We start from the raw sequence: 14,177 nt of genomic DNA on the forward strand, positions 1-14,177 counted from the left end.
GAGCGCTCAGTGACCCGGAAATTCCACCAGGGTGCGCACCGGAACGTTCATCGCTTCCAGCTTCTTGCGCCCGCCCAGATCCGGCAGATCGACGATAAAGACGGCCGCTTCGATATTCGCGCCCATGGACCTGAGCAGCTTGCAGGCCGCTTCCGCGGTTCCGCCCGTGGCGATCAGGTCATCCACCACGATGACCCGGTCCCCCGGCCGAATGGCGTCCTTGTGCATTTCCATCTCGTCCAGGCCGTATTCCAGCGAATAGGCGATCCGCACGGTCTCATGCGGCAGCTTGCCCTTCTTGCGGATCGGAACGAAGCCTGAGGAAACCTGATGAGCAACCGCGCCGCCCAGAATGAAGCCGCGCGCCTCGATGCCGGCAACCTGATCGACCTTCGATCCGGCCCAGGGCTGCACCAGGGCGTCCACCGCACGGCGGAACGCCCTCGCATCGCCCAGCAGCGTGGTGATGTCGCGAAACAGTATCCCCTCGCTCGGATAGTCCTTGATCGTGCGTATCGACGAGATCAATTCATCCTGGATCGTCTGTTCGGTCATCGAACTCTCTTTCTGGTGCGGTTCCCGGAACAGCGGCAAACGGCCCGGGTGTCTGATCTGGTATTGGATGCCGGCCTGCGGCGGCACCGGGTCCGGCCGTGGTTTATAGCAAGTTTGGACCGGCGGTCGAAATCATTTCACTCGCAGGCGCGGGCAGCCCCTCTCAGGAGGCCTTGTTCAGAATACGCCCCGCAACGGCATCCAGTTTGGCGACCAGTTCCGGATCTCGCTTGTCAGGCGCCGTCATCATGGCGAATTCCAGTGCCGTGTCGGAGCCGGCCGGGCAGGATTGATGTTCGCGTGGCAGGTCGCGGGCAACGCGGGCAACGAGACGCTGCGCATTGTCGGCATTTTCGTGCAGCACCTTGATGATCGCCTGGATATCGACCTCACCGTGGTCCGGATGCCAGCTGTCGTAATCGGTGACCATCGCAACGGTCGCGTAGCAGATCTCGGCCTCGCGGGCGAGCTTGGCTTCCGGCATGTTTGTCATGCCGATCACATCGCACCCCCAGGATCTGTACAGCTTGCTTTCGGCAAGCGAGGAAAACTGCGGCCCTTCCATGGCGAGATAGACCCCGCCCTTGGTGTAGGCGAGATTTTCGGCTTCTGCTGCCGCAGCAACGGCATCGACCAGTTTCGGGCTGACAGGGGTCGCCATGGACACATGGGCGACGCATCCGGTACCGAAAAAGCTCTTTTCCCGCGCGATGGTCCGGTCGATGAACTGATCCACAAGCACGAATCTTCCCGGCCCCAGTTCCTCCTTCAGCGAACCGCATGCGGAGACGGACAGCAGGTCGGTGACACCGCAGCGCTTCATGACATCGATGTTGGCGCGGAAATTGATGGAGGTCGGCGAATAGACATGGCCCCGGCCATGACGCGGCAGGAAGACGATCTTCAGTCCGTCGATGGTGCCGATCCGCACCTGGTCGGAGGGCGTCCCCCAGGGGCTTTCGACGCTGATCCATTCCGAATTCTCAAGACCCGGCAAATCGTAGATGCCCGACCCGCCGATGATGCCCAAGACTGCGTCTGCCATGCCCGCTCCTGATAAATGTCCGGTCCGTCCGGCCCTGGGTCTCAGGAGACGGACAACAATCCGCGTGGTTTATTTCAGTTGATCGGCAATCGCGTCAAGGCCGGCTTTGGCGCATTGCGCCTCGTTGTCGCCGCCGCCGCCACCGGCAACGCCGATACCGCCGAGCAGTTCACCGGACTGGGACACGATCGGCAGCCCGCCGCCAAGCGTCACCGCGCCCGGGACGGTCGCAAGGCCCCAGGCCCTGCCGGGTTCGGCGAGCGTATCCATATCGAGCGTGGGCATGTTGAAGCTTGCCGCCGTCCAGGCCTTGCGCCGGGCCGTTTCGGCCACATGCGCCCCGCCCATGTTGCTGCGCAGTGTCACCTGTTCGACGCCAAAGCGATCGACAACCGACGCGCCGACCTGGTGTCCCGCCTCGGTGCAGACCTCGACCGCCCGCAATGCGGCTCTCATGGCAATCTGCAGGTCCAGAACAGCAACCGAATGCATTGCCGCGGATTGGGAAAACACCGATGCGGGAAAAAGCAGCACGCCCAGGAAAATCGATATGCGGCGCATTCGGTCACCTCTCAAAGAAAAAGCCGCCGGGAACCGGCGGCTTTCATAATGCACTGTGACAACGTTCGATCAATGGTCGACGTTGCTCCAGATCTTCTTCTTGGTGAAGTAGAGCAAGCCGGCAAAGAAGATGAGGAAGATCATCACGCGGAAGCCGATTTTCTTGCGCTCTTCGAGATGCGGCTCTGCAGCCCACATCATGAACGCGGAAACGTCGCGTGCATACTGATCGACCGTCATCGGCGTGCCGTCGGTATATTCGACGATTTCTTCCGAAAGCGGGGGCGCCATGCCGATCGGGCCACCGGTCAGATGCTCATGCGCGCACTCTTCCGCAGTCACCGAACCGCCAAGGAATTTCGGGTTGTAGTAACCGCTGAAATCCTCTCCCAGACACGCCGGATTTTCTTCCGGATAGCTGGTCAGCAGCGCGTAGATGTAGTCCGGGCCCTGCTCCTGATACTGGGTAAATGCATCGAAGACGAACCACGGAAAACCGCGATGTCCGGCGCGCGCTTTTGCCAGCAGCGAGAAGTCCGGCGGATAGGCTCCGCCATTGGACGCACGAGCGGCCTCTTCGTTCGGGAACGGTGACGGGAACTTGTCCGCCAGGATACCCGGACGATCGTACATGTCTCCATCGCTGTTGGGACCGTCGACGACCGTATACTCGGACGCGATCTGCTTTGCCTGATCTTCGGTGAAGCTCGGCCCGCCGTAATCGGCAAGGTTGCGGAAGGCAACCTGCCGAAGGCCGTGACAGGACGCGCAGACTTCCTGATAGACCTTGAAGCCACGCTGCACCTGGCCGCGATCGAAGAAGCCGAACGGTCCGGAGAAGGACCACTGCTCACGCTCGATGTGCGGCGCGTCGCCGGCGGCAAGAGCCGGAGTGGCGGCGGCAATAGCCGCCACGGTGGCGAAGGAACGAACCATTTTGATCATGGTGCTCATTGTCTCAACTAACTCCTGATCCGGTTCGCGTTACTTCGTTTCCGGTGCGGCTGTCGCACCGGCCGGCTTGCCGGACCCGCTCTTCAGCACCGCTTCGGAAATGGAAGTCGGCACGGGCCGCGGTTTCTCGAGGAACCCGAGCATCGGCAGGATGATCAGGAAGTGGGCGAAGTAATAGATGGTGCAGATCCTGGCGAGAAGAACGTAGGTTCCTTCCGCCGGCATAGCGCCGAGATAACCGAGCGCCACCGCGTTCAGGGCGAAGATCCAGAAGAACTGCTTGAACAGCGGACGATAGGTACCGGAGCGAACCTTGGATGTGTCCAGCCAGGGCAGGACGAACAGGATCGCGATTGCACCGAACATCGCCACCACACCGCCGAGCTTGTCGGGAACGGCACGCAGGATCGCGTAGAACGGCAGGAAATACCATTCGGGCACGATATGCGCCGGGGTCACCAGCGGGTTTGCTTCGATATAGTTGTCCGGATGGCCCATGTAGTTCGGCACATAGAAGGCGAACCAGGAGAAGAAGATCATGAAGACGACGATCGCGAACAGATCCTTCACCGTGTAGTACGGATGGAAGGGAATCGTGTCCTGCTTGGTCTTCGGCTGCACACCGGTCGGGTTGTTGTTGCCTGTCGTGTGGAAGGCCCAAACGTGCAGGATAACCACGCCGAAGATCATGAACGGCAACAGGTAGTGCAACGAGAAGAAGCGGTTCAGCGTCGCGTTATCGACCGCGAAACCGCCCCACAACCAGGTGCGGATCGCATCGCCGACCATCGGGATGGCCGAGAACAGGTTGGTGATAACCGTGGCGCCCCAGAAGGACATCTGACCCCAGGGAAGCACGTAGCCCATGAACGCGGTGCCCATCATGATCAGGAAGATGATCACGCCGAGGATCCAGGAGATCTCGCGCGGCGCCTTGTATGAGCCGTAGTAGAGACCGCGGAAAATATGGATATAGACGGCGATGAAGAACATCGACGCGCCGTTGGTGTGCAGGTAGCGCAGCATCCAGCCGAAATTCACGTCGCGCATGATATGCTCGACACTGTCGAAGGCGAGGCCCGCGTTCGGCGTATAGTGCATCGCCAGGACGATGCCGGTGATGATCTGCGCGATCAGCACGAAAAACAGGATGCCACCGAAGGCCCACCAGTAATTCAGGTTCTTCGGGGTCGGGAAATCGACAAAAGAGCCGCGCACGAGCGAGATGACCGGCAGGCGGCTCTCCAGCCATTTTGCCGCGGCGCTCTGCGGTACATAGTTTGAATGTCCAGCCATGGCTGTCTCCTGAAATTTCTTGCCGTTAGCCGATCTTGATCGTCGAGCCGCCGACGAACTCGAGCGGCGGAATCAGCAAATTCTCGGGAGCCGGGCCCTTGCGGATACGGCCGGCGGTATCATAGTGAGAACCGTGACACGGGCAGAACCAGCCACCGAAATCACCGGAATCACCGATTGGTACGCAGCCGAGGTGAGTACAGATCCCCACCTGAACCAGCCAGTTTTCCTGACCGGCGACGCCGCGGTTCGGGTCGGTTGCCTGCGCGTCCGCCGGAAGGTTGGCGTTTCGCGCCAACGGGTCCGGAAGATCGTCCACGGGAACAGCCTTGGCTTCTTCCACTTCCGTTTCCGTACGGTTGCGGATGAAAACCGGCTTCCCGCGCCATTTGACTGTAATTGACTGGCCCTCTTCGACGGCAGTCACATCGACCTCGATGGAAGCCAGAGCCAATGCGGAGGCATCCGGGTTCATCTGATCGACAAACGGCCATACCAGCGCGCCGGCGCCTACAACGCCCATGGCGCCAGTCGCAATGTAGAGGAAATCGCGGCGGGTCGGTTCCGCCTGTTCCGAATGTACCAAGGTCGCGTCCTCTCGAAACCTGTTCAACCTGTACCGAAAGCCCGCATCACGTTCGGGAAACCCTTCTTTATCAGGAAAGAAGGGGTCGGAACGATGCCGGGCTTCACGGGGACCGGGTACGGCACTCTCTCCGCGCCGGTCAAGCGGTTTGTCTTTTTGCACCCTTCGAAACGCTTGTCCAGTTCAACAAACACCTCGAAACATATATGTCGCAGCCAAAAGCTCCGCCTTGCCGCTTTTCTGCCCTTATTTGGCCAAGGAGCGCAAGACCGTAATTCAACTGAATTTCGGCCCCGCGCTCCTTCCCTGTTAAAATCCGGGCTCTGTTAACATCAGGGCCCGTTTATTTCAGGCTGCCGCGACGGACGACAGGAACCCGCCCGACTGGTGCTGCCACAGCTGGGCATAAAGACCATTCTTCTCAAGAAGCTCCTGATGAGACCCCTCTTCGATGATTCGGCCCTCGTCCATGACGATCAGTCGGTCCATGGCCGCGATGGTCGACAGGCGGTGGGCGATCGCGATCACGGTCTTGCCCTCCATAAGGTCGAACAGGCTTTCCTGGATCGCCAGCTCCACCTCTGAATCAAGTGCCGAGGTCGCCTCGTCGAGAACCAGGATCGGCGCATTTTTCAACAGCACCCGGGCAATCGCAATCCGCTGGCGCTGGCCACCGGAAAGCTTGACCCCGCGTTCGCCGACATGCGCGTCCAGCCCGTGGCGGTCATTGAGATCCGACAGGTCCTTTACGAAGCGGTGGGCATGGGCTTTTTCAAGCGCAGCTTCCACCTCGCGGCGGCTGACGTCCGGCTTGCCATAGGCAACGTTCTCGAAAATCGACCGGTGCAGCAACGAGGTGTCCTGCGTCACCACACCTACATTGGCGCGGATATCGTCCTGGCGCACCTTGGCGATATCCTGACCGTCGATCAGAATCCGGCCGCTTTCCAGGTCGTAGAACCGCAGCAACAGGTTGACCAGCGTGGACTTTCCGGCGCCTGAGCGGCCGATCAGGCCGATTTTCTCGCCGGGTCGGATGGTCAGATCCAGATCCTCGATGACACCCGACTGCTTGCCGTAATGGAAGCAGATCCCCTCGAACCGGATTTCGCCTTCAGGCACGTCAAGCCTGACCGCGTCCGGAACATCGACGACATCGCGTTCCCGCGCGATGGTGTTGATGCCGTCCTGAACCGTGCCGATATTCTCGAACAGGCCCGAAACTTCCCACAGGATCCATTGCGACATGCCCTGAAACCTCAGGACCAACGCAACCGCCACGGCGATTTCACCCGTGGTGACCCGCCCGACCTGCCATAGAGCAATCGACATTGCTCCCACCGAGAACAGCAGCAGCATGTTGATGACCGTCAGGGTGATGTTCATCCCCGTGACCAGCCTCATTTGCCGAAAGACGGTCTTCAGGAACGCCGTCATCGACGTCCTGGCATATTCCTCCTCGCGTTCGGCGTGGGAGAAGAGCTTGACCGTCGAGATGTTCGTGTAGGCATCGACGACATGCCCGGTCATCAGCGACCTTGTATCCGCCTGCTCCCTGGAAACATTTTTCAGTCGCGGAATGAAGATCCGCATGGTCACCATGTAGCACCCGAACCAGGCAGCAAACGGGATCAGGAAGAAGAGGCTCGCATCCGCCACCACGAACAGGGCAGCAATGAAATACACCGCGACATAAACCAGAATGTCGGCGATACGGGTCACGACTTCCCGAACCGAGAGCGCCGTCTGCATCAGCTTGTTGGCGATCCGGCCGGCAAAATCGTTCTGGTAGAACGATATGCTCTGCCGCAGCAGATAGCGGTGAACCCGCCAGCGGACCGACATGGGATATGTGCCCATCAGCCCCTGATGGAACAGGATTTCCCAGATGGCGGCGCAGCCCGGGAGCAGCACAAGCACCACCAGCCCCATCCAGATCAGCTGCGGCCAGTTGTCCTGAAAGAATGTCTCTGCATTTTCAGAGCCGAGCCAGGTGACCAGTTCGCCCAGAAACGTGAAGATCATCACTTCCAGAAACGCGATTATCGCGCCGAGAACGGACACACCGGCCAGGATCGGCCACACAGGTTTGGTGTAGTACCAACAGAAGGCCCAAAAGCCGTTCGGCGGCACATCGAGCTCCGTTTTTTCAAACGGATCGACGAGTTTTTCGAACCGGTCAAACATGTTTACCTCTCAGACCCGATCAACCGCAGGACAGACACCAGATGCAGGGAACTGTCTTGAAGCGGCGGTTGCTGAACCGGGCGAATAAAGCTGTCGGGAGCGCACAGACGCGAGCCGGCGACCAGACAGGTAAATGTCAGGGCAAGGATGAACGTCCCCCAGAAAAGCGCGACGAGCTGCCCGGCGAAGACACTCGCCGGGATGAGCTCACCCGCAATTTCCAGAGCCTCGATCCGGCCCAGATTGAAAACGAGCACCGGAATGAAAAACACCACGGCAATCGCGAAAGTCAGTGCCAGAAAGAGCCCTGCGCCGACCACAACGCGGCGGATACGGCGAAAAAGGCCTGGCTGGGGCTCTTTCGGAGGCGGCACTTCGAAATCCGAACGCTCTGCCAGGGCAGCCACGTGCGGCGCATATTGAATAGACATCGGATCAGCTCCGAAACGGGATCGTAATAGTGGTGACGGCAGACACGCGGACTACGTGCGTGCAGCTCGGACGGAACGGCTTGAGCCGGTCACCGCATGGTCATGAAGAATGGAGAGAGGCTGTGGCTTCCTAGCGGAAGCAGACAGCGGAACCCGGACAACCCATGAAGGCGGTAGATGGGTGGATCATGCAAAGATCTATCATGTAAGCCCTCCTGGTTGCGCAGCCGGGCGGCTGCTTGGGTTGAAAATGCCAACCATCAACAGTTGACTGGTCACGTTGGTAACCGCAATTACCGGGGTTGAAAAGCGAAAATGCGACAAAATGCAGCATGACGGAGCGACTGTTGCCATTGGGTCACAGCCGTTTCTACGGGGTTTCGAACTCCGGCACGAAATCCCGGATGTGCACCTCCGCTTGTCTCGGTGTCATCGGTTTTGAGATCACCTCTCCCTGGATCACCGAGCAGCCGGACTTTCTCAGGATGCCCGCTTCCTCTTCCGTGTTCACGCCCGCCGCGGATGTTTTCAGCCCGAGCGTGTCTGCCAGCCGGATGATCGATTCAACCAGTTGCTGCTGACTTGTCCCGTCCCTCAGCCCCGAGATCAGCAACGGGCTGATCTTCAGTCCGTTTGCGTTGAGATGAATGAGCTGGCCGGCGCCGCCATTCCCGCTGCCGAACTTGTCGAGCGCGATCTGGCAGCCGAGCTCGGAAATCTTGCCGAGATGATCTCCAAGCCCCTCGGGTTCGTCGAGCCGGATTATTTTCTCGTCCAGTTCAACGATGATGTCCTGCCGTGCAAACAGGTTCTCTTCGCACAACTCCTCGACAGCCTCCTTGAAGCCAGCATCCTTGAGGCTCGCGCCCGTCAGATTGACGGACAGGAAAAAAGGATGGTTCGAGGTTTCCCGGAGTCGTTTGATCTCGGCAATGCCACTGCGCAGCGCAAAATGTTCAATTCCGGCGATGCGTTTGACGTCTTCCTGCATGGACAGCATCTCAACCGGATCGACCAGCCCCTGGGAAGGGTGCAGCCAACACGCGGATGCTTCGTAGCCAACGATCCGCCGGTGTTCGAAACTGTATTGCGGTTCCAGGAGCAGGCTCAGCCGACCGCTTTCCAGGTCCTGGTCCAGTTGCGCCATCGTCATGCGTTTATGGCGATGCGCCGCCCCCAGGGAATCCGTATACCAGGCGATCCGGCTGCGGCCCGACTTCTTGGCGGCGTAAAGCGCCATGTCGGCGCGGTTGATCAGTTCGGAAACACTGCACTTCGCATCCTTCGCCAGTACCAGTCCGACGCTGACACTCACCTGCAGGCTCTGGCCGTCCACCATGACAGGCTTTGCCATGCTGTCGAGGATCCGGTTCCCCAGTGACTGCATCTGCTCGCGGCTGCACGGCTCGCAAACAACCGCAATGAACTCATCTCCACCGGTCCTTGCGGCAAGGCCCCTGTCTCCCAGTACCGATTGGAGCACATGGGCGGCGTGCTGCAGGACGGCATCCCCTACACCGTGGCCATGGCCATCGTTGATTTCCTTGAAATGATCCAGATCGAAATGGATGATGCCGATCCGCCGGCCCGTCTCATTGGCTGCCGCCACAGCCTCCTGAAGAAACTGCGAGAGTTTTGCGCGGTTGGCGATGCCGGTGAGATCGTCGTGTTCGGCCTGATGCTTGAGCGTTTTGCGAGCCTCCTCCAGCTCTTTCATGTGCTCCACCTGGCTGGTGACATCGCGGCAGATCACAATGATCTTCGAGTCTTCCGGGGTGTTTCCTTCAAAGACCGCGAAGGTAAGCTGGTTCCAGAAATATTCCCCGTTCTTGCGCTTGTTGTGGATCAGCTCCTCGTATCCGGACTGGTATTTTGTCAGGTCGAACTTGTATATCTCGATTTCTTCCGGAGAAACCTGGCTGTCCGGCGCCAGAATGAATTCCTGCGGCCGCCGCCCCCGGATCTCTTCAGCGCTATAACCTGTGATGCGGGAATATGCGGGGTTGCTCCATTCGATACGCCCGTAAATGTCCTGCATCACCAGGCCCTCGTGGGCATGCTCCACCACGAGTTTCAGGATGGCGGCGTCGTTGCCGAATTCCGACACACCTTTACCATGGGCCGCAGCGTTCCTTCTGAAGCCGCATAAATAGCCGATGACGAAGAAAACCATCACCGCCGCCAGACAGATTATCAGATCCAAAATTGGCAACCCGGCCAAAAATTCTGACATAACCCGCCTTCATATCAGGAAAAGATCGGATTTCACTTTAGCGGAAAATCCACATACAATCTCTAATCAGGAAAGCAGTTTATGAATATTGTCATTAATGTCAGGTATTACTTGCCCATCGAACTGTAGCTCTGGCAGGTTTTGCAAAAACCGACAGGATTAAGACCGAGAACTGGCGAAAATTCATGCCAGTTGCACCTTTTTGAACTGCATGCCGTCCAATATCGGACGACCGCGCGCAACTCTCGCTGTCGTGACGAAGACCTCAGATGCCTGTGCTGTGCTCGACACGTCCCTTGCATAAGGGCATGTCCGTCTTGCCCTTCAGGAGACCAATCGGGTCAGCAAATAGCCTGAACCGGCCGAGAAGGCCGACAGAGTGGTGCCCCAGGCAATATCCACGACGACAACACTCACCGGCCAGTTTCTCAGCGTTGCGAAGTTGGTGAAATCATAGGTCGCATAGGTGAAGAACCCGAACAGGGCGCCGTAGACGACCGCAGTCCCCAGACTGCCGTTTTTCAGAGCGGGGCCGACCGCAAAGATGATAATTCCCACGACATAGACAACATAAAATCCGGCGGCAGCAGCCAGGTTGGGCTTGTCCATCATCAAATGCCCCAGCCGGTCGAAATAGAACCGGGTGGCGATCTGCGACAGCCAGATGAAGTCAATGGCAAGAAAAACCGAAACCGTAAGAAAATAGGCGATAACGAGCTGTGGCATGGAAACCTCTTTTTGGGTTGCGGCAGGTCTACGGACCGGAAGCCGAAGCGGATCAGCGGCTTTCCATCGCAAGCGCCGGCACCAACCGGTTGCCACCCGGATATCAGCCGGTCCCTTTTGCTTCGATCACCTCGTCAGGCCGGTTCGGTCTCCGCTTTCAGAAAGCCGCCGGACTGGCGGTGCCAGAGCTGCGCGTAAAGACCGGTTTCATCGGCCAGAAGTGCTTCATGGCTCCCCTCCTGCACGATACGCCCCTTATCCATGACGATCAGGCGGTCCATGGCGGCAATCGTCGACAGGCGGTGAGCAATGGCGATCACCGTCTTTCCCGTCATCAATCCCTGCAGGTTTTCCTGGATCGCCGCTTCGACTTCCGAATCCAGTGCCGAGGTCGCCTCGTCGAGTACGAGGATCGGGGCATCCTTCAAAAGCACCCGCGCGATGGCAATGCGCTGACGCTGGCCGCCCGACAACTTGACCCCGCGTTCCCCGGCGAACGCATCAAAGCCCTTGCGGCCGCGCTTGTCCTCGAGCCCCTGGATGAAATCGAGGGCATGCGCCTTGCGGGCAGCCTCGATCATTTCCTCTTCGCTGGCCGAGGTTCGCCCGTAAAGTATGTTTTCCCGGATCGAACGGTGAAGCAGGGACGGGTCTTGCGTCACCATGCCGATGGATCGGCGCAGGGTGTCCTGCGACACGTTCCTGATATCCTGGCCATCGACAAGGATCCGCCCGGATTCCACGTCAAAGAACCGTAGCAGAAGGCTCGCAAGGGTGGTTTTGCCCGCCCCCGAAGGTCCGACCACACCCAGCCGCTCCCCGGGCTCGATCGACAGGTTCAGATGATCGATCACGCCGTCTTTCCTGCCATAGTGAAAGCGGATGTTTTCAAATTTCACCGCTCCGGCCGGCACCGTGAGGTCCCGGGCATTGGGCATGTCGGAAAGCGTTATCGGCTTGACGATGGTTTCCATGCTGTCCTGGAGCGACCCGAAATGACGGAACAGACCGTTGAGCTGGTTGAACAGCCGGTTGAGCAGGATGTTCAGCCGCAGAACCAGGCTGAGCGCAAAGGCGACGTGACCGTTGCTGATGGCTCCGTACTGCCACGCCTTGAGCGCCATGGCTGTGATCGCGACGATCATCACCCCGTTGAGAACGTTCATGGTCATCCGGACGGTGGTCAGCAGGCGGGTGAATGCCCGCAGTTTGCCGATAAAGGCCTCGACTGCGGATTTGGCGCCCTGGCTTTCCTCCACCGTGGAGCCGAACAGCTTCACGGACTGGATATTGGTATAGGTATCGACGAGACGGCCCGTTACACCGGAATAGGAGTTAGCAACCGCTCTGGATGCGTCGCGGACGCGCGGCACGAAAGCCCATGCGACCACGACGAAACAGGTCAGCCAGAGCCCGACAATCGCACCCAGCCGCAGGTCCAGTTCCGTGACCAGAATCAGCGTGGTTATGGCATAGACCAGGATAAACCAGACGACCTGCAGCAGGTTGACCATGAAGTCTCCGGCCGAAAGGCCGGATTGCATGACCTTTTGCGACAGACGCCCGGCCAGATCGTCCTGGAAAAAACCGAGGCCCTGCTTCATGACCCGCCCATGGCATTGCCAGCGCACCATGTTGAAGAAGCCCGGAACGATGGTCTGCTCCTCGACAAGCGCCATGAGTGTGAGCGTGGCCGTTCGCAGCACGAGCACGACCAGAACCATTCCCAGAAGCGTCCAGGCGTGGTCGCTGAAAAAGGTCGCCTTGTTGCCACTGTCGAGCAGGTCAACGATATCGCCGAGGAAATTGAAAATACCGACTTCGATAAACGCAGCGGCGCCGCCCAGCGCCAGCATCGCGACAAAGGGCCAGCGGACCTGGCTGATGAAATACAAAAGAAAGGCGACGCCGTTATGCGGCATATCCTTGCTGGGCGGGGCCCGGAACGGGTCGATCCAGGTTTCAAAGAGGCGAAAGAGCGGGGACACGGGCGTCTCCATGGGGCAGGAGCGAATCTTGCCGACATGCTAGGTCACGGATCCGCAAATGGGAATGAAATGACACGGGAAATAATGTAACGGCCGAAGCCGTGGCGATGACAAAGCCGTCCGCCGCTGCTATGCCGACAGCCTGTTCCCGATTGTCCAGGACCCGATGCCCGACATAGCCCTCTACCAGCCGGATATCCCGCAAAACACCGGCACCATCCTGCGTCTTGCCGCCTGCATGGGTGTCACCGTGCACCTCATCGAACCGGCAGGCTTTCCGATCTCCGACAGCGCGCTCAAACGGGCCGGAATGGATTATCTGGAAAGGGCGTCGATGCAGCGCCATGTCAGTTTTGCGCAATTCGACACCTGGCGTCGTGACCGGAACCAGCGCATCGTCCTGCTGACGACGGGGTCGGACACCAGCTACACCGACTTTTCCTTCAGCCGAGACGATATTCTGCTGATGGGCCGTGAGAGCAGCGGCGCTCCGCAGGAGGTGCATGAGACCGCCGATGCCCGGTTGAAAATTCCCATGGCCGAGGGCATGCGCTCCATCAACGTGGCGGTTTCCGCCGGTATGGTGCTTGGCGAGGCCTTGCGGCAAACGGGCTCATTTCCTAAAACGCCGGAATAATCCAGTTTCCTTCGATCACAGTCCAGAACCTTCAAGGCCGATCACATGAATGCTGCCTCTCCTGAAAATCGTGGCGGTCCGATCCCGGACGGTATCGAAGAAAAGAAGACCACTGCTCCGGACTGGTTCCGGCAGCTGCGAGACCGGATCTGCAAGTCCTTCGAGGATCTTGAGGACGATATCGGATCGCTGGCCGGGCCTTTCGCCGATCAGCCGGCGGGCCGGTTCGAGCGCACGCCCTGGGAGCGGACCGACAGCTCGGGCGCCAAGGGCGGCGGAGGCGTGATGTCCATGCTGCACGGCCGCGTGTTCGAAAAGGCCGGCGTGCATATCTCGACGGTTCACGGTGAATTTTCGCCGGAGTTCCGCGGCCAGATTCCCGGCGCCAAGGAAGACCCGCGCTTCTGGGCGTCCGGCATCAGCCTGATTGCCCATCCGCACAACCCGCATGTTCCCGCAGTCCACATGAACACCAGAATGGTCGTGACCACCCGCCAGTGGTTCGGCGGCGGCGCGGACCTGACACCGGTACTGGATGCCCGGCGCACCCAGGACGACCCGGACACGACAACCTTCCACGCGGCAATGCAGGCCGCCTGCGACGCCCATGAGGTTGCGGACTACCCAGCCTACAAGGCCTGGTGCGACGACTATTTTTATCTGAAACACCGCAACGAGCCGCGCGGTGTGGGCGGCATCTTTTACGACTACCTCAACAGCGGCAGCTGGGAAGATGATTTTGCTTTCACCAAAGACGTCGGACTGGCATTTTTGAATGTCTATCCGGAACTGGTCCGGCGGAATTTCGAGAAAACCTGGACGGAGGCCGAGCGCGAGGAACAGCTCATCCGTCGCGGCAGATACGTGGAATACAATCTGCTTTACGACAGAGGCACGATTTTCGGCCTGAAGACCGGCGGAAACGTCGCGTCCATCCTGTCGTCAATGCCTCCGCTGGTGAAATGGCCGTAAACCGCC

The 14,177-nt window shown here is 59.3% G+C and carries 13 protein-coding genes; 2 read left to right on the forward strand and 11 right to left on the reverse strand.

The window, feature by feature from the left end:
* Positions 1-6: 6 nt before the first annotated feature.
* From Q1B40_RS13450 to Q1B40_RS13500, 11 genes are all read right to left on the reverse strand, one after another.
* On the reverse strand, positions 7-555 hold the full coding sequence (locus Q1B40_RS13450; RefSeq protein ID WP_299815334.1) for an adenine phosphoribosyltransferase: 549 nt from the start codon (positions 553-555) through the stop codon (positions 7-9).
* Between the two features lie 163 nt (positions 556-718).
* Positions 719-1,600, reverse strand: a complete 882-nt coding sequence (locus tag Q1B40_RS13455) for an S-methyl-5'-thioadenosine phosphorylase (RefSeq protein ID WP_299815338.1) — start codon at positions 1,598-1,600, stop codon at positions 719-721.
* A gap of 69 nt (positions 1,601-1,669) precedes the next feature.
* A complete protein-coding gene (locus Q1B40_RS13460; RefSeq protein WP_068412769.1) occupies positions 1,670-2,161 on the reverse strand; it encodes a heme-binding protein in 492 nt (163 codons plus the stop codon).
* A 69-nt stretch (positions 2,162-2,230) separates the two neighbouring features.
* Positions 2,231-3,115, reverse strand: coding sequence for a cytochrome c1 (locus Q1B40_RS13465; protein ID WP_299815346.1), 885 nt, complete (start codon positions 3,113-3,115; stop codon positions 2,231-2,233).
* A 30-nt stretch (positions 3,116-3,145) separates the two neighbouring features.
* A complete protein-coding gene (locus Q1B40_RS13470) occupies positions 3,146-4,411 on the reverse strand; it encodes a cytochrome b/b6 (RefSeq protein WP_299815349.1) in 1,266 nt (421 codons plus the stop codon).
* A 25-nt stretch (positions 4,412-4,436) separates the two neighbouring features.
* On the reverse strand, positions 4,437-4,997 hold the full coding sequence (gene petA, locus Q1B40_RS13475) for a ubiquinol-cytochrome c reductase iron-sulfur subunit (RefSeq protein ID WP_299815352.1): 561 nt from the start codon (positions 4,995-4,997) through the stop codon (positions 4,437-4,439).
* Positions 4,998-5,345: 348 nt separating this feature from the next.
* Entirely contained in the window at positions 5,346-7,184 is a 1,839-nt protein-coding gene (locus Q1B40_RS13480) for an ABC transporter ATP-binding protein (RefSeq protein WP_299815355.1), read from the reverse strand.
* Positions 7,185-7,186: 2 nt separating this feature from the next.
* Positions 7,187-7,615, reverse strand: a complete 429-nt coding sequence (locus tag Q1B40_RS13485) for a hypothetical protein (RefSeq protein ID WP_299815358.1) — start codon at positions 7,613-7,615, stop codon at positions 7,187-7,189.
* 370 nt (positions 7,616-7,985) lie between these two features.
* Positions 7,986-9,818, reverse strand: coding sequence for an EAL domain-containing protein (locus Q1B40_RS13490; RefSeq protein WP_299815361.1), 1,833 nt, complete (start codon positions 9,816-9,818; stop codon positions 7,986-7,988).
* Between the two features lie 354 nt (positions 9,819-10,172).
* On the reverse strand, positions 10,173-10,574 hold the full coding sequence (locus tag Q1B40_RS13495) for a DUF2177 family protein (protein WP_299815365.1): 402 nt from the start codon (positions 10,572-10,574) through the stop codon (positions 10,173-10,175).
* A gap of 134 nt (positions 10,575-10,708) precedes the next feature.
* Positions 10,709-12,562, reverse strand: coding sequence for an ABC transporter ATP-binding protein (locus Q1B40_RS13500; RefSeq protein ID WP_367279123.1), 1,854 nt, complete (start codon positions 12,560-12,562; stop codon positions 10,709-10,711).
* 166 nt (positions 12,563-12,728) lie between these two features.
* Between Q1B40_RS13500 and Q1B40_RS13505 the strand changes: the two genes are divergently transcribed.
* Both Q1B40_RS13505 and hemF read left to right on the forward strand, forming a co-directional pair.
* Complete coding sequence (locus tag Q1B40_RS13505) at positions 12,729-13,199, forward strand: tRNA (cytidine(34)-2'-O)-methyltransferase (RefSeq protein WP_299815371.1); 471 nt, start codon at positions 12,729-12,731, stop codon at positions 13,197-13,199.
* A gap of 45 nt (positions 13,200-13,244) precedes the next feature.
* The gene (hemF, locus tag Q1B40_RS13510) at positions 13,245-14,171 is read left to right on the forward strand and encodes an oxygen-dependent coproporphyrinogen oxidase (RefSeq protein WP_299815374.1); all 927 of its coding nucleotides are present in this window, start codon (positions 13,245-13,247) and stop codon (positions 14,169-14,171) included.
* The last annotated feature ends 6 nt before the right edge of the window (positions 14,172-14,177 follow it).

The sequence above is a fragment of the uncultured Roseibium sp. genome (genome assembly GCF_947496995.1).
Taxonomy (GTDB): Bacteria; Pseudomonadota; Alphaproteobacteria; order Rhizobiales; family Stappiaceae; genus Roseibium.

Excerpts from the sequence above, each read along its gene's own strand:
- Q1B40_RS13450 (WP_299815334.1), bottom strand. The coding sequence starts at position 555 with ATGACCGAACAGACGATCCAGGATGAATTGATCTCGTCGATACGCACG.
- Q1B40_RS13455 (WP_299815338.1), bottom strand. The coding sequence starts at position 1,600 with ATGGCAGACGCAGTCTTGGGCATCATCGGCGGGTCGGGCATCTACGAT.
- Q1B40_RS13460 (WP_068412769.1), bottom strand. The coding sequence starts at position 2,161 with ATGCGCCGCATATCGATTTTCCTGGGCGTGCTGCTTTTTCCCGCATCG.
- Q1B40_RS13465 (WP_299815346.1), bottom strand. The coding sequence starts at position 3,115 with ATGAGCACCATGATCAAAATGGTTCGTTCCTTCGCCACCGTGGCGGCT.
- Q1B40_RS13470 (WP_299815349.1), bottom strand. The coding sequence starts at position 4,411 with ATGGCTGGACATTCAAACTATGTACCGCAGAGCGCCGCGGCAAAATGG.
- Q1B40_RS13480 (WP_299815355.1), bottom strand. The coding sequence starts at position 7,184 with ATGTTTGACCGGTTCGAAAAACTCGTCGATCCGTTTGAAAAAACGGAG.
- Q1B40_RS13485 (WP_299815358.1), bottom strand. The coding sequence starts at position 7,615 with ATGTCTATTCAATATGCGCCGCACGTGGCTGCCCTGGCAGAGCGTTCG.
- Q1B40_RS13495 (WP_299815365.1), bottom strand. The coding sequence starts at position 10,574 with ATGCCACAGCTCGTTATCGCCTATTTTCTTACGGTTTCGGTTTTTCTT.
- Q1B40_RS13505 (WP_299815371.1), top strand. The coding sequence starts at position 12,729 with ATGCCCGACATAGCCCTCTACCAGCCGGATATCCCGCAAAACACCGGC.
- hemF (WP_299815374.1), top strand. The coding sequence starts at position 13,245 with ATGAATGCTGCCTCTCCTGAAAATCGTGGCGGTCCGATCCCGGACGGT.